The sequence below is a fragment of the Ruegeria sp. K5 genome (assembly GCF_056531805.1).
Window position 1 is genome coordinate 229,604 of sequence record NZ_JBQFML010000002.1, and the last position, 17,336, is coordinate 246,939.

The window sequence follows — 17,336 nt, forward strand, 5'->3', positions numbered from 1 at the left end:
ATATGGCCCGGGGATGAGCAGTTTTCACGGAAAAACCTATTGGATCGTAGGCGCCAGCGAAGGGCTGGGCCGGGCCGTGGCCGAGGGGCTGGCCCGCGACGGTGCGCATCTGATCCTGTCGGCGCGCAATGCCGACCGCCTGGCCGAAATCTGCGCCAAGCTGCCCAATGCGCGGTCGGTGCCCTTCGACGTGACCGATCTGGACGCCGTACGCCGCGCCGTGGCCGAGACCGGAGAGATCGACGGGCTGGTCTACAACGCCGGAGCCTATGAGCCGATGCGCTCGGCCGATTGGGACACCGAGGCGGTTCTGGCCATGACCGACGTGAACTACACTGGCGCGTTGCGGGTACTGGGTGAGACGGTGCCGGGCTTCATGCGCGCAGGTCGGGGGGACATTACTCTGATCGGCTCTTTGTCCGGCTATCGTGGCCTGCCTGCGGCGGTGGGTTATGCGGCCAGCAAGGCGGCGTTGGTGTCGCTGGCCGAGACGATGCGGTTCGATCTGGCGGGCACGGGGGTCACGGTTCGGATCGTCAATCCGGGTTTCATCAAGACCCGCCTGACCGAGAAGAATGACTTCAAGATGCCGATGCTGATGACGCCTGAGGACGCGGCAGAGCGTGTCATCAAAGCGATGTCGCGCCGTCGTTTTCGCACCGATTTTCCTGCACCGTTTTCCTGGGTGGTCCGGTTGGTAGATTACCTGCCGGATTGGCTGGTGTATCGTGGAAAATAGACCCTAACCAAACTGCCCCTGACAGAACCAGCCCGCTGACATGGTGCCGCCATGGCCGTAGAACAGCCACAGCCGTTCCCCCTGTTCCGTCACCACCACCCAGTAATCGCGCACGCCGCTGCGCCAGTTGGGATCGTCCAGCCACCATTCGGGCGCGATCCGTTCCGGGCCGGTGGCCTGTGCCAATTGCCAGTCGCGCCCGCGCCAGCGAAAGCTGCCGGGCACATCCGGGGTTTCCGGGGCCATCACCGGCTCGGGCTGCCACATCTGCAAGGGGCGCGGACGTGCCGGCGCAGGCCAATCGCGAGCCGGTTCCGACCACGCCGCCGCCAGCACCTGCGCCGTCTTCTCGGGGATGTGCGAGGCGGCGGGATGTCGCCGTGTGATCGCCTCAAGCCCGACCCGCGCGCCCAGCTTGCCGATCAGGTCATCCACGGCTGTATTCCCTTCAAGCCGGTTGCGGGCCACCTGTCTGGCTTCGGCATGTCCTGCCATCGTTCGGGCGTGGATAGGTTCGGTCTGGATCGCCTCAAGCCGCAGCATGTCGATGCCATAGCCAGCGTCGATCTTATCGATTTTCATCTCTAACAAGGGGCGAATGCGGTGTTTGTCATAGGTCGGACGGGCCAGACCGACCTCGATGATCTCAGCCGCCTGATCGGCGCGGTGGGCTTCCAACCGCAGGGTCCGGACGCCGCGCCCTTTCTCTTCCAGCTTGGTACAAAGCGTCGGCAGAACGCGATCAACAGCAGCCATCACGTCCTCGATCAACCCGATCGGGTTGGGCAGGGTCATCCGCACCGCAAACTGATGTGGCGGGCGGGCGGGCGAGACGGGCTCGGGCGCGCTGCCCATGGCCTGATCCAGCCGCAGCACCAGCCCGCGTCCGAACCGCCGTGCCAAACTCGCTCGTGGCTGGCCCAGCAGATCGCCGATTCGGCGCAGGCCCAGCCGGTTGAGCTGTGCGACCACCTGATCCTCAAGCCGCAGCGCCGCGATGGGCAGCGGGCTGAGCGCGCCGTAGGATTGCCCCGGCGCGGCGATCCGGGCCCCGCCGCCCAGCGCCATCACCTGCGGCGCGGCCCCGCCTCTGGTCCAGTGCCGCCGCTTGCCCGCCCGCGCGCGGGTGGCACGGGCCTCCTGACTGATGGCGTCGCCATTGCGATCCGATGTGGCCTCTTGCCCTGCATAGCGTGCCAGCGCCCAGGCCGCGCCCAGTGTATCCGCGATCCCCATCTGCACGCTGAGGCCCATATCGGCGCAGTCGGTTTCAAGCACGCTCAGCAGCGCCTCTTCCCCGCCGAACAGATGGGCGCAACCTGACAGATCGACGATCAGCCCGTCCGGCGCTTCCTCGGCCACCCACGGGCTGAACTTGCCCGCCCAGCGGCGCAGCGCGGTCAGAAACGCAGCCTCGGCCGGGGCGTTGCGGTGTCTGGTGATCAGCGAGGCACACATGGCATGGGCATCGCGCACCGGCTGACCCACGCGCAGCCCGGCAGCCTGAGCTTCGGCGTTCAGAGAGGTCACGACCTGCATGTTCGACTGTTCGGCCACGACAGCCAAAGGTCCGCTATGCAGCCCCCGCGCGGCGCGGATCAGCCGTTCAGCCCCCAGAAGGGGAAACCACAGTGAAAGTATTCGGCGTTTTGGCATCGGCAGACATCAAAATGTTCCCATTTTGTTCTTACCTGAGAATCAGCGCCCAAGTCCACGCCTACCCGCAGGTCAGACGCTGAATGACACCCGCACCGTTCACGAAGACATTCAGCCGGTCGATGCGATAATCCTGCGTTGCAATGTCGTTTGGTCCCAAAACCCGCGCCCGTTCGGGCAGATCGGCCTGAATGGAAGACACGGGCTGACCGACCGAGTCAGCAAACGGATCGCCCTGACAAAAGGCCAGATCGACCGGCGCGGCTTCGGGCTCGGTCCGCGCCTCTTCCGGGGCAGGGGGTTCGGCGCAGGCCGCAAGAAGGATCAGGATCGGGATAAATCGGTGCATTGGCGCTCCTCATTCCGGCAATGTCGTTTCTGCAATATCAATCGTTTAACCTGCCTGTCATCAAAGCACAGTTGAAAACACCCTGCAATTGGCGCAGGGTCGGGGCAAACAAGACAGGGAGACAAGCACAATGCGCACCCGTGCCGCCGTCGCCGTTCAGGCGGGCAAACCTTTGGAAGTGATGGACGTGAACCTGGAAGGCCCCAAAGCGGGCGAGGTTCTGGTTGAAATCAAAGCGACCGGCATTTGCCACACCGACGAATTCACCCTGTCGGGCGCCGACCCCGAGGGCCTGTTTCCCGCCATTCTGGGCCACGAAGGCGCAGGCGTGGTGGTCGAAGTCGGCCCTGGTGTCACCAGCCTGAAGCCCGGGGATCATGTGATCCCGCTCTACACTCCCGAATGCCGCGAGTGTGAATATTGTCTGCACCCCAAGACCAATCTGTGTCAGGCGATCCGCGAAACGCAGGGCAAGGGCCTGATGCCCGACGGCACCTCGCGCTTTTCGACGCTGGATGGTGATCCGATCCTGCACTACATGGGCTGCTCGACCTTTTCGAACCACACGGTCCTGCCCGAGATTGCGCTGGCCAAGGTGCGCGAGGACGCGCCGTTTGACAAGATCTGCTATATCGGCTGCGGCGTGACCACCGGTATCGGAGCCGTCATCAACACCGCCAAGGTCGAGATCGGTAGCCGCGCCATCGTCTTTGGTCTGGGTGGCATCGGCCTGAACGTCATTCAGGGCCTGCGTCTGGCCGGGGCCGATCAGATCGTGGGCGTTGACCTGAACCCTGCCAAGGTGGAAATGGCGACGAAATTCGGCATGACCGATTTCGTGAACCCCAAAGAGGTCGAAGGCGATCTGGTTCCCTATCTGGTCAACCTCACCAAGGGCGGCGCGGACTATACGTTCGACGCCACCGGCAATGTCGGCGTCATGCGCGACGCACTGGAATCGGCCCACAAGGGCTGGGGTGAGTCGATCATCATCGGCGTGGCCCCTGCGGGTGCCGAAATCTCGACCCGTCCGTTCCAGCTGGTCACCGGCCGATCCTGGCGCGGTACCGCCTTTGGCGGTGCGCGGGGCCGGACCGATGTGCCCAAGATCGTCGACTGGTACATGGACGGCAAGATCGAGATCGACCCGATGATCACCCACACTATGGGTCTGGACGACATCAACCACGGCTTCGACCTGATGCATAAAGGTGAGAGCATTCGGTCGGTGGTGGTTTACTGATACAATGAAATGATCTTGAAGGGCGGGCTTTTGCTCGCCCTTTTTTCATACCTAATTTTTGATGATTGAATTATTTTGAATTGAGGATTTGAAGTGACAACAGGAAATTCCTACCGATTGGCAGTATTGATAGATGCGGACAATGTGCCCGCGAAACATGCCAAAGAGATATTCGAAGAAATTGCGACATTGGGCGAAGCCGGCCTCAGACGGATTTACGGAGACTTTTCCAACGGCGCACCCCAAGGATGGGATGCCGCATTGCTGGCTGAATTTGCCATCGTTCCCCATCAGCAGTTCGCCAATACATCTGGGAAGAATTCCAGCGATATTGCCTTGGTAATTGATGCCATGGACATCCTGCATTCTGAGCGCTTCGGCGGGTTTGTACTTGTGTCGTCAGACAGCGACTTCACCCGCCTGGCAAGCCGCATTCGCGAACAGGGATTGGATGTATATGGAATCGGCGAGCGAAAAGCACCCAAAGCGTTCGTCAATGCGTGCAATCGTTTCATTTACATAGAGAATATTGAAAAATCCGAACCCATTGCATCACGCGCGAAGAGTGCAGAGACACCAAAGGCGAAGCATGAGTTGAACCATGCTTACCAATTGATCCGAAACGTTGTGCTGAACACGAACGAGGCGGATGGATGGGCCAGCCTTTCCTTTGTGGGTAGCCAACTGGGGAAGATGTATCCGGACTTCGATTCCCGTTCATACGGCTACAAAAGGCTGAGCGATTTGGTTCGAGCCATAGATCGCTTTGAAGAAGGCAACATAAATGGAGGACTCAAGATCAGGTGCATTGACACCTGAAGCCTTGGTTCAATCCCCCGGTCGCGACGCCCCCGTATCCGAGCGCGGTGAGCGCACCCGCAAAACCGGGGTGTTGGTCGAAGTGGTATTCGACCGACTCTCGCGCCAGACCACGAATACACCAGACGCGATGATGATGCTTGCCCCGACGGCGACCCAGCCGTCCGGGCGTTCACCGAAGAAGATCATGCCAAACAGCGTCGCCCAGATGATCTGGCTGTACTGGCTGGGGGCGACCACGCCGGCGGGCGCGGCGCGGTAGGCCAGGATGATCAGGTGTTGCGCTATGACCGAGAACACGCCGACCAGCGCCATCATCGCCAGATGCAGCAGCGAGGGCGGCTGGTAGACGGCGGGTTGCAGCAAGCTCATGACAACAATAGCCAGCAGCATGGGGTAGAGGATCAGCACGGCCGAGCGTTCCTCATTCCCGATCTTTCGCACCAGAACGGATGCGAAGGCGCTGCAAAACGCAGCCGTCAGGGCGGCGAGGTGGCCCAAAGTGATATCCGTTGAACCGGGGCGCAGCACGATCAGAACGCCGATCAGTCCGACGCCAACGGCGGCCCAGCGCTGGGCGCGGACAACTTCCCCCAGAATCGGGATCGACAGGACCGTGACGATCAGCGGGAAGGAAAACAGCAGCGAATAGACCTCGGCCAGCGGCAGGACCGAGAAGGCGTAAAAGGCGCAGGACATGGCCGTGACCATCAGCGCCGAGCGCAGCAGCACCAGCCACGGGTGATGCGGCAGGAAGTTGCCCGTTGTCCGGTCGGTCAGGATTGTGACCGCCATCGGCACAAAGGAAAACAGCGTGGCGAAGAAGATGATCTGCATCACCGAATAGGTCCCGCCCAGCACTTTGATCAGCGCGTCATGGCTGGCAAAGACCGCGAATCCCGCAAACGCGAAACCAAGTCCCCGAAGGGTGGTGTTTTGAGTGCTCATCGATATGGCCTCGGGTGATGTCGGTGTGGTGGCACTGTGCCGTCGCAGCGCAAAAAGGCTGTCTTGCCCCTGAGTAAACCGATTTTACCGGGGCGCATAGCCCCTATTTTACCGCTAACATCGCAAAGCCGCCATGTTCAGGGATCAACGCAGGATCGGCGGAGCGTCCTTGGGTTGGCGGGCCGATTGCACACCGGCCTTCATCCCGACCCCGATACGCCGGGCCAGCGCGACCCATGGGGTTGCGGTTTCCGGGGGCAGGGTTTGGGCGGCGACCTCTTCGAAGAGGTCCAGCCAATGGGCGAACATCTCGGGCTTCACGTCGGGCCGCTCGATATGGACGCGTTGGGGATTGCCGTCATAGCAGCGCTCGAACAGGATGGCGTTGCGCCAGAAGGCGGCGATCTTTTCCTCATGGCTGGGCCAGTCGGTGACATGGTTGCCAAAGACCGGACCCAGCACAGCGTCCTCGCGCACGCGGGCATAGAAGGCGCGGACCTGAGTGTTGATCTGATCGGGCGTTGCCGGAAAGCGCGGCGGCAGGGCGGGTCTGGTCATGAGGGCACCGGTTTCGACTCTGTTCCGGGCCAATATCCCGTTCTGTCGTCACGCGACAGGCGTGGTTTTGTCGCGCTGATCCGGCGTCAGCAGATGCCGCAGCAGGGCGACCGGATGCGCCCGCAGGCTGAGGCGGGTGGCGACGTAATCCTCGACTACCTGCTCGCCCAACGTCATCTGCGGCAGATAGGCTTCGGGCTCATCCAGCGCCTCGCCCTCCAGATCCTGCGAAAACAGGGGCAAGGGTTTGGCGGTGGCAATCGCCTTGGCCTGCCACAGCGCCTCGCGCCGGGTCAGATCGCAGGCGGCGAAGGCGTCGGCTTCGGCCAGCCGCTCGATCACCGACGGGCCCAACCCCGCCCGGCGCCAGACGTCATCGACCTGATGGTAGCCGTTGCCGCGTGCGGCGGTCAGCCAGCTGGCGTCCTCTTCGCTGAGCCCCTTGATCTGGCGGAATCCCAGCCGCAGGGCCAGCCCACCATGGCCGTCGGGCTCCATCACATTGTCCCAGAAGCTGGCATTGATGCAGACCGGGCGCACCTGCACCCCGTGTTCTCGCGCTTCCCGCACGATCTGGGCGGGCGCATAGAAGCCCATCGGCTGTGAATTCAGCAGCGCACAGGCGAAAATGCCGGGGTGATGGCATTTGATCCAGGCGCTGGCATAGACCAGCAGCGCAAAGCTGGCCGCGTGGCTTTCAGGGAAGCCATAGGACCCGAACCCTTCGATCTGCGAGAAACAGCGTTCCGCAAAATCCTGTTCATACCCGTTGCGCTTCATCCCGCGCAGGAACAGCGCGCGAAACTCGCTGACATTGCCATGCTTCTTGAAGGTTGCCAGAGACCGCCGCAGCCGGTCGGCCTGTTCCGGGGTGAACCCCGCGCCGACGATGGCGATCTGCATCGCCTGTTCCTGAAACAACGGTACGCCTAGCGTTTTGCCCAGAACCTCGCCCAACTCGTCCGAGGGGAAGCTGACCTCTTCCTCGCCATTGCGGCGGCGGATATAGGGATGGACCATGTCACCCTGAATGGGGCCGGGGCGGATGATGGCGACCTCGATCACCAGATCATAGAAATTGCGCGGCCGCATGCGGGGCAGGAAATTCATCTGTGCCCGTGATTCCACCTGAAACACGCCAACCGAATCCGCTTTGCACAGCATATCGTATACTTGGGGATCTTCGGGCGGCAGGGTGGCCAGCGTATAGCTGGTCTGGTGATGTTGCCCGATCAGGTCGAACGCCTTGCGAATGCAGGTCAGCATCCCAAGGCTCAGCACATCGACCTTCAGAATGCCTAAGCTGTCGATGTCATCCTTGTCCCAACATATGACAGTGCGGTCCTCCATCGTGGCGTTCTCGATGGGGACAAGTTCGTCCAAACGCCCCTCGGTGATGATGAACCCGCCGACATGCTGCGAAAGGTGCCGGGGGAAGCCGTCGATCTCATAGACCAAAGACAGAGTCTGTTTCAGGCGGCGATCTTCGGGGTCGAGGCCAATCTCGCGCATCCGGTGCGCTTCGAGCCCGACGGTTGAGAAGAAACCCCATAACTGTGAGGACAGCGCCGAGATCGTGTCTTCGGTCAGACCCATGGCCCGCCCAACCTCGCGAATGGCGCGTTTACCACGGTAATGCACCACCGTGGCACAAAGGCCCGCGCGGTCCCGGCCATAGCGGTCGTAGATGTGCTGGATTACCTCCTCGCGACGTTCGTGTTCGAAATCCACGTCGATATCGGGCGGTTCGTCGCGGGCCTCAGAGACAAAGCGTTCGAACACCATCGTGCCCAGTTCGGGGCTGACCTCGGTGATGCCAAGGCAGTAGCAGACCACCGAATTGGCCGCCGAGCCGCGCCCCTGACACAGGATATCGCGGGACCGCGCGAATTTGACGATGTCCCGGACGGTGAGAAAGTAGGGTTCGTATTTCAGCTTGCCGATCAGGGTAAGCTCATGGGCCAGCATCTTCCTGGCCTTCTCGGACGCGCCCGCCGGGTAGCGCCATTTCAGCCCCTCATGGGCCAGACGGTGCAGGCGTTCGGTTGGGGTTTCCTGCGCGCTGCCCTCGCTGGGGTATTCATAGCGCAGTTCGTCCAGCGAGAAGGTAAGCCGTTCGCTGAGGTCATGGGCGCGGGCGACAGCCCCTTCATGCCCCTTGAAGATGCGCAGCATCTCAGCCTCGGATCGCAGGCGCTGTTCGCCATTGGCCAGCGCTGCGCGGCCCAGATCATCCACCTTGCGGCGCAGACGAATGGCGGTCAGCACATCCCCCAGTTTACGGCGCGCACCGTGATGCATCATCGGTGCGGCGCTGGCGAGGGTGGGGATGCCGAGATGTTTCGATTCCGTCTCTAATAAAGAGAAATAGGTGCTGTCTGCGCCATCATACCGGGGGTGCATCAACAGATGTATCCGCCCGACAAAGCGGCGCGTCAGCTGCTGCGCCTGTGTCCGCCATGGGCTCGCGCCGCCCTGCGACCGGTCCGCCTGTGGCCAGAGCAGCAAGTGGAGACCGTCGGAAAACTCCAACAGGTCCGACAGGTGCAGGATGCAATCGCCTTTCTCGGCGCGCAGACGGCCCGCCGACAGGATACGGCACAGGTTGCCCCAGCCCTGTCGGTTCAAGGGCAGGGCGGTAACGGTGGGTGCATCGGTAAAGATCAGCCGCGCGGCTGGGATCAGGCGCGGCACTGCGTTAATCGGATACGAGGGCGGTTTGGGGATATGGTCCGGGCAGGGCGGGCCGATGGAGGTGTTCTGTGCCTCCCACTCCAGCCGTTCGCGGACCTTGCGGGCGATCTCGCGCCCTTGGGTATGGGCGCGCACGATTCCGGCGACCGAGTTGTCATCGGCAATGGCGATGGCGGGCAGGTTCAGGGTGACGGCACGCTCCATATACTCCTCGGGGTGAGAGGCCCCGGTGAGGAAGGTGAAGTTCGATGTGATCGACAGCTCGGCATACATGACGATTCCATATTATATTCACGTTTTGTTCTTTTTCGAGTCCTTTGCGCAGGAAACGGGTCGATTGAGGCCGATCAGGCAGGCAGGGTCAGGAAAAAGGAGGCCCGATATGTTCAAGATCACCGCATTATCCACCGATGATGTCCGCGCCCTTCAGGCAGGCGGCCCGGATGCCTATGGTGTCCCGCCCGAGCGGGCCGTTTCGACCGGCTCTGGCAATCCCTGCCGCCATTGCCTGCGCAACATTCCGGAAGGCGAAGAGATGCTGATTCTGGCGCATCGGCCCTTTTTAGAGACACATCCATACGCCGAAACCGGCCCGATTTTTCTGTGCGCCACACCGTGTGAGCGGTATGAGGGCGCGGCACTGCCCGAGATTCTGACCACCTCGCCGGACTATCTGATCAAGGGGTATGGGGCGGACAACCGGATCGTTTATGGCACCGGGGCGATCACGCCCACGGATCAGATTGGCGCAAAGGTCCGGGATATTTTTGCCCGCCCGGATATCGCCTATATCCATGTCCGATCTGCGCGCAACAACTGCTATCAGGCGCGGATCGATCGGGGCTAGGCTCAGGACCCTAAAGCTTGACCCGGTGCATCCCCCGGCGCGGCTGGTCCTGATCGTCCGCCGGTTCATCCGCGCGCGAGGATGTCAGGGCGAGGAAGACATCTTCAAGGTCGGCTTCCTCGGTCCGGACATCGCGAATGCGAATACCTGCGGCGCGGACGGATTCCAGAACCTGCTCGGCGCTGGTTTGGGCGCTGCGGTAGTTCAACACCAGATTGCCATCGTCGCGCAGGGTGGCTTCGACGCCCTCGGTTGCGGGCAAATCGGTGACAGGACGGTCGGGGACAATCACCATGGTGCGGCTGTCCATGCGGCCCAGCAGGTTTGCGGTGCTGTCCTGCGCGATCTTTTCACCGTGGTTGATGATGGCGATCTGGTCGCACATCTCCTGCGCCTCTTCCAGATAGTGCGTGGTCAGGATGATGGTCATGCCCTGTTCGTTCAGCTTGCGCACATTGGCCCACAGCATCTGGCGCAGCTCGATATCCACGCCCGCCGTGGGTTCGTCCAGCACCAGCACTTTGGGATGATGCACCAGCGCCTTGGCCAACAGCAACCGCCTGCGCATCCCGCCCGACAGGGTGCGGGCATAGGCCTCGGCTTTGTCGCTGAGGCCGACCAGTTCGAGGATCTCATCGCTGCGGCGTTGCGCTTTGGGCACGCCATACAGCCCGGCCTGAACCTCTAGCGCGCCGCGTGGGGTGAAGAACGGGTCGAGGTTCAGTTCCTGCGGCATCACGCCGATGGCGGCGCGGGATTGGCGCGGGTTCTGATCCTGATCGAAGCCCCAGATCGACACATTGCCCGAGGATTTCACCACCAGCCCCGCCAGAATATTGATCAGCGTCGATTTCCCGGCCCCGTTTGGCCCCAGAAGCCCAAAGACCGACCCGCGCGGGATGGTCAGATCAATACCTTTCAGCGCCTGTTTCTCGGGCTGGCCCTTGCCGCCGCGATAGGTCTTGCGCAGCCCTTCGATCCTGATTGCCGCATCGGCCATGTGGCTCTTGCCCCCGGTTTGCTCATCGCTCATAAACGCACCTAGTACATGCCCGCGAGGCCGACAACCGCAGAAGGATCGCCAGCCGTGACCATCGAAGCCCCGGAAACCAGGATCGTCGAAACCACCCGTGTCGCCTGTGACGGGGGTGAGGGCGCATTGGGTCATCCGCGCGTCTGGTTGCAGATCCCCGAGGATACCGGCTGGGTCGAATGCCCCTATTGCGACTGCAAATATGTTCTGAGGGGCACAGAGCAAGGCTGATCGTCCGCTGCTTCGGTCGCTGCCGAAATCTTGCCGCGTTTCTCATGGTAACTCTTTGGTGGGACCAACGCGGGTGAGTGCGATGACCGACATGACTGCTAAACAGAACGCCAGCCCGGTTTTTGGCTGGATCGGGTTTTGCCTGGCGGCGATGGCGTTGTTTGCCGCGCTGTTTGTGTTCTGGGCCGGGCCGTTTGCGCCGCAGCAATCAACCGGCGTGTCGCTGGGGGAACTGGCCGCCGAGATTGGAAAATCGACCCTCCGCGCTGCCGCTGGGCTGGAACAGCCTGAACCGGTCGCCCAAACCCGCGATCTGGACGATTTCCTGCAAATCGGCGTGGCCATGCTGGGCGGGCTGGCGATTGTTGTCTCGGTAATTGGCATTCTGCGCCACGAACGGATGCGCCCTGCTATCGCGGGTGTCTGCGTTGGCATCGGTGCGATCCTGTTCCAGTTCTTCGCCTTTGCCTTTTTCGCCTTCCTTGGCGTGCTGGTGATCATGGCGCTTCTGAACAGCTTCTCGGACGTTTTCAGCGGCCTCTTTGGTGGTTAACCCACGTTCCTGACTGGTCAGTCGCCTGCCCCTGTGGCAGAACCATCCCTGACCGACAGGGAGAGCGCGCATGAGCAATTTCGGAAAAGGGTGTCACCTGCATCTGATCGACGGATCGGCCTTTATTTTCAGGGCCTATCACGCGCTGCCTCCGCTGACGCGCAAATCCGATGGGCTGCCGATCGGGGCGGTTTCGGGGTTCTGCAACATGCTGCAGAAATATGTCGAAGGGAACGCCGGGCCAGATGCGCCGACCCATGTGGCGGTGATTTTCGACAAGGGCTCGCACACGTTCCGCAATGATCTGTACGATCTCTACAAAGCCAACCGCGAGGCGATGCCCGAGGATCTGCGCCCGCAGATGCCCCTGACCCGCGAGGCGACGAAAGCGTTCAACATCGCCTGCAAGGAGCTTGAGGGCTATGAGGCCGACGACATCATCGCCACGCTGGCCGTTCAGGCGCGTGAGGCCGGGGGTCGTGTGACCATCGTCAGTTCCGACAAGGATCTGATGCAACTGGTCGGCGACGGCGTGGAAATGCTGGATGCGATGAAGAACAAGCGCATCGACCGGGACGGGGTGCTCGAGAAATTCGGCGTCGGGCCGGAACGGGTGGTCGATGTGCAGGCGCTGGCCGGGGATTCGGTGGATAACGTGCCGGGCGCGCCGGGGATCGGGATCAAGACGGCGGCGTTGTTGATCAATGAATATGGTGATCTGGAAACCCTGCTGGACCGCGCCGAAGAGATCAAGCAGCCCAAGCGCCGCCAGACCCTGATCGAAAAGCGCGACCAGATCGAATTGTCGAAGAAGCTGGTGCAACTGGATGAGCAGACGCCTCTGGATTTCACCTTGGACGATCTTGAGGTGAAAGACCCCGAGCCGGAGAAGTTGCTGGCGTTTCTGGCCGAGATGGAGTTCCGCACCCTCACCAAGCGCATCGCGGATAAGTTGGGGGCTGAGGCTCCGGTGATTGCCGACGCGCCTGCGCCGGTCGAAGAAGTTGAAGCCGAGGTTATCCCGTTTGATGCCTCGAAATACGAATGCGTGCGCGATGCCGGGGCGCTGCAAAAATGGATCGATCAGGCCTATGAGCGCGGCTGGGTTGCGGTGGACACCGAGACCACCGGGTTGAATGAGATGATCGCCGATCTGGTCGGCATTTCGCTGTGCATTGAGCCGGGCGAGGCTTGTTACATCCCGTTGATCCACCGGCAAAGCGCGACCGATGATCTGTTTGGCTCGGACGCGCTGGCCGAGGGACAGATGCCGCTGGATGAGGCTCTAACCCTGCTGAAACCGGTATTCGAAGACCCGTCGGTCCTGAAAATCGGGCAGAATATGAAATATGATGCCAAGATATTTGCGCGTTATGGCATCGATGTGGCCCCCATCGATGACACGATGCTGATGTCCTACGCCATGCATGGCGGCGCGCATGGGCATGGCATGGATACGCTGTCCGAACGCTATCTGAGCCACACGCCGATCCCGATCAAACCGCTGTTGGGTTCGGGCAAATCGGCGATCACCTTTGACAAGGTGCCGATTGATGAGGCGACCGCCTATGCCGCCGAGGATGCCGATATCACCCTGCGCCTGTGGCAATTGTTCAAGCCGCAACTGCATCAGGTGCAGGTGACGACGGTGTATGAGACCCTCGAACGCCCGCTGGTGCCGGTGCTGGCCGAGATGGAGATGCACGGCATCAAGGTTGACCGCGATGTTCTCAGCCGCATGTCCAACGCATTCGCCCAGAAAATGGCCGGGTTAGAGGCTGAAATCCACGAATTGGCCGGTGAGAATTTCAATGTCGGCTCGCCCGCGCAGTTGGGAGAGATCCTGTTCGACAAGATGGGTCTGGAAGGCGGCAAGAAGGGTAAGACCGGGAAATACTCGACCGGGGCGGATGTGCTTGAGGATCTGGCGACCGAGCATGAATTGCCGCGCCGGGTGCTGGACTGGCGGCAGCTGTCCAAGCTGAAATCGACTTACACGGATGCTTTGCAGACCCATATCAACCCCGATACCGGGCGGGTGCATACGTCTTATTCGATAACCGGGGCCAGCACGGGGCGTCTGGCCTCGACCGATCCGAACCTGCAGAACATCCCCGTGCGTACCGAGGAAGGGCGGCGCATTCGCGAGGCGTTTATTGCCGAGCCGGGCAATGTGCTGGTCAGCCTCGACTACAGCCAGATCGAGCTGCGGATTTTGGCGCATATCGCCGGGATTGATGCCTTGAAACAGGCATTCTCGGACGGGTTGGACATTCACGCCATGACCGCGTCTGAGATGTTTGACGTGCCGCTGGACGAGATGACGCCGGATATCCGCCGTCAGGCCAAGGCGATCAACTTTGGTGTGATCTATGGCATCTCGGGCTTTGGTCTGGCGCGCAACCTGCGCATCCCCCGGGCCGAGGCGCAGGGGTTCATTGATCGGTATTTCGAACGCTTTCCGGGCATTCGCCAGTACATGGACGATACGGTCGCGTTCGCCAAGGAACATGGCTATGTGCAGACCCTGTTCGGGCGCAAAATCCATACGCCTGAAATCAATGCCAAGGGGCCGCATGCCGGGTTTTCGCGCCGGGCGGCGATCAACGCGCCGATTCAGGGGACGGCAGCGGATGTGATCCGGCGCGCGATGGTGCGGATGCCGGATGCGATCAACGGGCTGCCTGCCAAGATGCTGTTGCAGGTGCATGACGAATTGCTGTTTGAAGTGGCCGAAGATGCGGTGGATCAGGTGATCGGTGTGGCGCGCGACGTGATGGAGGGTGCATCGGACCCGGCCGTCAAGCTGGATGTGAAGCTGGAGGTGGATGCCGGGCAGGGGGCCAACTGGGCCGAAGCGCATTAAGGAAGGCGCCGCTCATCAGGCCCGGCGGGCCCTCTTCGCAGCGGGTCAGGCTTTGGGCCTGACCAGTCGGTCCACCAGCCGTTTCACTGCGGGCCCAAGAACCACAATGACCGCGAAGGCGATGGGCCAGCAGAACATCCACGAGGCCATCCAGTCCGAGACGGTGGTGGGACCCAGCCCCACGGCCTTGACCGTCGCAATACCGGTTACGATGCAGGACATCAGCCCTGACATGATCAGGCAAAACACGACATGCGATAAGCGGGCGGCGGTCATGGGCATCATCCGTTCGTTGGCCTTGGCAACATGTGGGGTATTTTGGCCGCAAATGCCAGTGGTTGCTGTCAGGCTACCGCATCCAGTCCAGCGACTCCTCGGTCCGGCGCGTTGAAGGCGTGTATTCCGCGCTGACCCACCCAGCATAGCCGCTATTGTCCATCGCACTGAAAAGCCTGTCGAAATCCGTGTGTCCGCTGCCGGGTTCCGACCGACCCGGCGCGGCCCCGATCTGAGCGTGCACCACGCGGTCATGGTATTGATCCCAGACGGCCAACGCGTCGCCATGGATCATATCGGCGTGAAAGCTGTCATATTGCAGACCGATATTGCGGCGATCCACCTGGTCCAGAACCTCGGCCGCCAGCGCGTAGTCGTTCAGGAAGTAGCCCGGTTGGGACACCGGGTTCAGCGGCTCGATGGTGAACTGCTGGGTGGGCGCGATCTCGGCCGCCCATTGCAGGTTTTGCACGAAGCTGGCCATCGCCTGTGGCCCGGACGCATAGCCGGACATGATATGGATGATCTTCGGGCGCAGCGCGTCGGCGTAGCGCAGAACCCGGCGGATATCGGATTGAAACCGCGCCTCGCCGCCGGGAAGTGCTGCGTAACCGGGCTGCCCGCCGGTGTAGTTGGGCGGTGGGGCGTTGATCAGAACCAGTTCCAGCCCATTGGCCAGCAGGGCGCGGCGGGTCTCTTTCGCGGCCAGATCATAGGGGAACAGAATCTCGACCGCCTTGAACCCGGCCTCGGCTGCGGCGGCAAAGCGATCCAGGTAGGGCAGCTCGGTAAAGAGCAGCGAGAGATTGGCGGCAAATCTGGGCATGAGCGGTCCAGGTGTTTGGTCCCCGGACCTTAGCGAGCGGGCGGTTTTCAGGAAAGGGACGGAAAACGACAGATTGTCGAAAATCGACCAGATCAAGGATCGGGTCTGAGGGACGATCCGCCCCAATGCGGCGAATCATGTCCGGCGCCGCTTTGACAAAAAGGCCCGATCTTTATGGCTTACAGCCCCGACCCCGCGCGCGGGACCGCACTCGCTTTGCCCGCCGACCGCAATGCTGCGCTGTCCGGCAACGGGTTGGCGGTCGCGTCGATGCTGACATGGGCGGCAGGGTTTCCGGCGGCAGAGGTCCTGTTGCACAGCTGGCCTCCGATTGCGCTGTTTGCGGCGCGGATGGCGTTGGCTTTGGCCGTTATGGTTCCGATCTGGATCTGGCTTGACGGTCCGGCGCGGGTGCTGAACGCCCGCTGGGGCCGGGCGCTGTATATCGGAGCGGTGGGGTTCGGCGGCGGCATGTTCCTGATCCTGCTGGCGCAAAAGCTGACCGATCCGGTGACGGTGGCGATCATCGCATCCTGCGCGCCTTTGGCCGCCACTTTGCTTGAAATGGCAACCGGCACGCGACGCCTGCGATGGAACTTTGCCCTCGGCGTCCTGGTCTCGATCATCGGTGGGATCATCGCCACCAGTGCGCTGGCTCCGGCACAGCTGGGTGTGGGGGCGGCTTGCGCGGTTGTATCCACGTTTCTGTTCTGCTGGGGCAGCATGGCCACAGCGCGCGACTTCCCTGAACTCAGTCCGATGGGCCGATCGACGATCACTTTTGCCGGCGCGTTGATGATGGCGGCAGTGCTGCTGTTGGGGGCGTATCTGCTTGGGCTTGATCTGCGCCCCTCACGGCCCGTTGATTTTGCCCAAGGCGCGATGCTGGTGATTTACGCGCTGGTCTCAATGGGCATCAGCCAGGTGTTCTTCATTGCCGCTGTTGGCAAAATGGGCGTCGCGCTGACCTCATTCCACATCAACGTCGCGCCCTTCTACGTCATGATCATCATGCTGGTGCTGGGCGAGGCATGGGACTGGACCCGCGCGCTGGGCGCGGGGATCGTTGCATTGGCGGTGCTGGTCGCGCAGGACCGCAGGATTCCGCAATCGACCTAAACGTCGGTCAGTGCCTCTGCCGCAATCAACGGGAAAAACTGCCCGCCGGACCAGACGCCGAACCAACCCTCGTGCTCGGTCCCGATATCGACCAGCCGGTAAAAGCTTTTGCGGTCGATGCGCGCCTCAAGGTTGGCGCGGATCAACATATATAGCGCGGGTTCTTCTGTTTCGGGATCGGTGACAATGCGGATGGGATGGTCCTGCCCGGCCACCGCCGTATCGCCCACATGGGTTGTGAATGTCAGCTCTTGCGCCGCGCCGTCGCCTGTTTGGTCAAAGTCCACGGCGACAAACGGCGCGTCCTCGACAGTGATTCCCACCTTTTCGACCGGGGTGACGAGGTAGTATCTGTCGCCATCTTTCTTAAGAATTGAGGAAAATAGCTTTACCAACTCGAACCGGTTGATCGGCGACCCTAAGTAACTCCAGGTACCATCCCGTGCGATCCGGATGTCCAGATCGCCGCAAAACGGAGGATTCCACAGGTGAACGGGCGGTAAACCCCTGGTTTTGGCCGCTTTGACTGATGCAGCCAGACCATCCGGCGAAGGTTTCACAGGTTTTTGTCCGCTCATT

General features: G+C 61.7%; 17 protein-coding genes. 8 read left to right on the plus strand and 9 right to left on the minus strand.

Annotation, left to right across the window (positions count from 1 at the left end):
- Positions 1–13: 13 nt before the first annotated feature.
- Positions 14–739, plus strand: coding sequence for an SDR family NAD(P)-dependent oxidoreductase (locus ACR0MO_RS10555; RefSeq protein ID WP_170453527.1), 726 nt, complete (start codon positions 14–16; stop codon positions 737–739).
- A gap of 3 nt (positions 740–742) precedes the next feature.
- On the opposite strand, the gene ACR0MO_RS10560 is transcribed toward ACR0MO_RS10555, so the two are convergent.
- Both ACR0MO_RS10560 and ACR0MO_RS10565 read right to left on the minus strand, forming a co-directional pair.
- Entirely contained in the window at positions 743–2,395 is a 1,653-nt protein-coding gene (locus ACR0MO_RS10560) for a DUF6504 family protein (RefSeq protein ID WP_480891118.1), read from the minus strand.
- A 61-nt stretch (positions 2,396–2,456) separates the two neighbouring features.
- Positions 2,457–2,744 carry an I78 family peptidase inhibitor gene (locus ACR0MO_RS10565; protein WP_170453529.1) on the minus strand — a complete coding sequence of 96 codons (288 nt, stop codon included), beginning with the start codon at positions 2,742–2,744 and terminating at the stop codon, positions 2,457–2,459.
- 130 nt (positions 2,745–2,874) lie between these two features.
- Between ACR0MO_RS10565 and ACR0MO_RS10570 the strand changes: the two genes are divergently transcribed.
- Entirely contained in the window at positions 2,875–3,987 is a 1,113-nt protein-coding gene (locus ACR0MO_RS10570) for an S-(hydroxymethyl)glutathione dehydrogenase/class III alcohol dehydrogenase (protein WP_170453530.1), read from the plus strand.
- A gap of 93 nt (positions 3,988–4,080) precedes the next feature.
- Positions 4,081–4,806: an NYN domain-containing protein gene (locus tag ACR0MO_RS10575; protein WP_480891121.1), complete on the plus strand. Its 726-nt coding sequence runs from the start codon at positions 4,081–4,083 to the stop codon at positions 4,804–4,806.
- Between the two features lie 9 nt (positions 4,807–4,815).
- Here the strand turns inward: ACR0MO_RS10575 and ACR0MO_RS10580 are convergent, their stop codons facing one another.
- The 3 genes from ACR0MO_RS10580 to ACR0MO_RS10590 all read right to left on the minus strand — a co-directional run bounded on the left by ACR0MO_RS10580 (position 4,816) and on the right by ACR0MO_RS10590 (position 9,279).
- Positions 4,816–5,754: a DMT family transporter gene (locus tag ACR0MO_RS10580; RefSeq protein ID WP_170521133.1), complete on the minus strand. Its 939-nt coding sequence runs from the start codon at positions 5,752–5,754 to the stop codon at positions 4,816–4,818.
- A 144-nt stretch (positions 5,755–5,898) separates the two neighbouring features.
- Positions 5,899–6,312, minus strand: coding sequence for a group III truncated hemoglobin (locus ACR0MO_RS10585; protein WP_480873084.1), 414 nt, complete (start codon positions 6,310–6,312; stop codon positions 5,899–5,901).
- Positions 6,313–6,360: 48 nt separating this feature from the next.
- Positions 6,361–9,279, minus strand: coding sequence for an error-prone DNA polymerase (locus ACR0MO_RS10590; RefSeq protein ID WP_480891124.1), 2,919 nt, complete (start codon positions 9,277–9,279; stop codon positions 6,361–6,363).
- Between the two features lie 109 nt (positions 9,280–9,388).
- On the opposite strand from ACR0MO_RS10590, the gene ACR0MO_RS10595 reads away from it, so the two are divergent.
- Positions 9,389–9,853 carry a DUF1203 domain-containing protein gene (locus ACR0MO_RS10595; RefSeq protein ID WP_480891127.1) on the plus strand — a complete coding sequence of 155 codons (465 nt, stop codon included), beginning with the start codon at positions 9,389–9,391 and terminating at the stop codon, positions 9,851–9,853.
- 10 nt (positions 9,854–9,863) lie between these two features.
- On the opposite strand, the gene ACR0MO_RS10600 is transcribed toward ACR0MO_RS10595, so the two are convergent.
- Entirely contained in the window at positions 9,864–10,853 is a 990-nt protein-coding gene (locus tag ACR0MO_RS10600) for an ABC transporter ATP-binding protein (protein WP_480891265.1), read from the minus strand.
- A gap of 87 nt (positions 10,854–10,940) precedes the next feature.
- On the opposite strand from ACR0MO_RS10600, the gene ACR0MO_RS10605 reads away from it, so the two are divergent.
- The 3 genes from ACR0MO_RS10605 (at position 10,941) to polA (ending at position 14,536) form a co-directional block, all read left to right on the plus strand.
- Positions 10,941–11,117: a zinc-finger domain-containing protein gene (locus ACR0MO_RS10605; RefSeq protein ID WP_480583615.1), complete on the plus strand. Its 177-nt coding sequence runs from the start codon at positions 10,941–10,943 to the stop codon at positions 11,115–11,117.
- Between the two features lie 82 nt (positions 11,118–11,199).
- The gene (locus ACR0MO_RS10610) at positions 11,200–11,670 is read left to right on the plus strand and encodes a hypothetical protein (protein WP_480891129.1); all 471 of its coding nucleotides are present in this window, start codon (positions 11,200–11,202) and stop codon (positions 11,668–11,670) included.
- A gap of 70 nt (positions 11,671–11,740) precedes the next feature.
- Complete coding sequence (polA, locus tag ACR0MO_RS10615) at positions 11,741–14,536, plus strand: DNA polymerase I (protein WP_480891132.1); 2,796 nt, start codon at positions 11,741–11,743, stop codon at positions 14,534–14,536.
- A 45-nt stretch (positions 14,537–14,581) separates the two neighbouring features.
- Here polA and ACR0MO_RS10620 read toward each other — a convergent pair whose 3' ends face one another.
- Both ACR0MO_RS10620 and ACR0MO_RS10625 read right to left on the minus strand, forming a co-directional pair.
- Positions 14,582–14,812 carry a DUF2798 domain-containing protein gene (locus tag ACR0MO_RS10620; RefSeq protein ID WP_170453539.1) on the minus strand — a complete coding sequence of 77 codons (231 nt, stop codon included), beginning with the start codon at positions 14,810–14,812 and terminating at the stop codon, positions 14,582–14,584.
- A 73-nt stretch (positions 14,813–14,885) separates the two neighbouring features.
- The gene (locus ACR0MO_RS10625; RefSeq protein ID WP_170623338.1) at positions 14,886–15,638 is read right to left on the minus strand and encodes a TIM barrel protein; all 753 of its coding nucleotides are present in this window, start codon (positions 15,636–15,638) and stop codon (positions 14,886–14,888) included.
- Positions 15,639–15,812: 174 nt separating this feature from the next.
- Here ACR0MO_RS10625 and ACR0MO_RS10630 point away from each other — a divergent pair, with 174 nt between their 5' ends.
- Entirely contained in the window at positions 15,813–16,757 is a 945-nt protein-coding gene (locus ACR0MO_RS10630) for a DMT family transporter (RefSeq protein WP_170623335.1), read from the plus strand.
- Here ACR0MO_RS10630 and ACR0MO_RS10635 read toward each other — a convergent pair.
- The gene (locus tag ACR0MO_RS10635; RefSeq protein WP_480708421.1) at positions 16,754–17,335 is read right to left on the minus strand and encodes a DUF1285 domain-containing protein; all 582 of its coding nucleotides are present in this window, start codon (positions 17,333–17,335) and stop codon (positions 16,754–16,756) included. The two genes, ACR0MO_RS10630 and ACR0MO_RS10635, sit on opposite strands and share 4 nt — an antisense overlap.
- Position 17,336 lies beyond the last annotated feature (1 nt).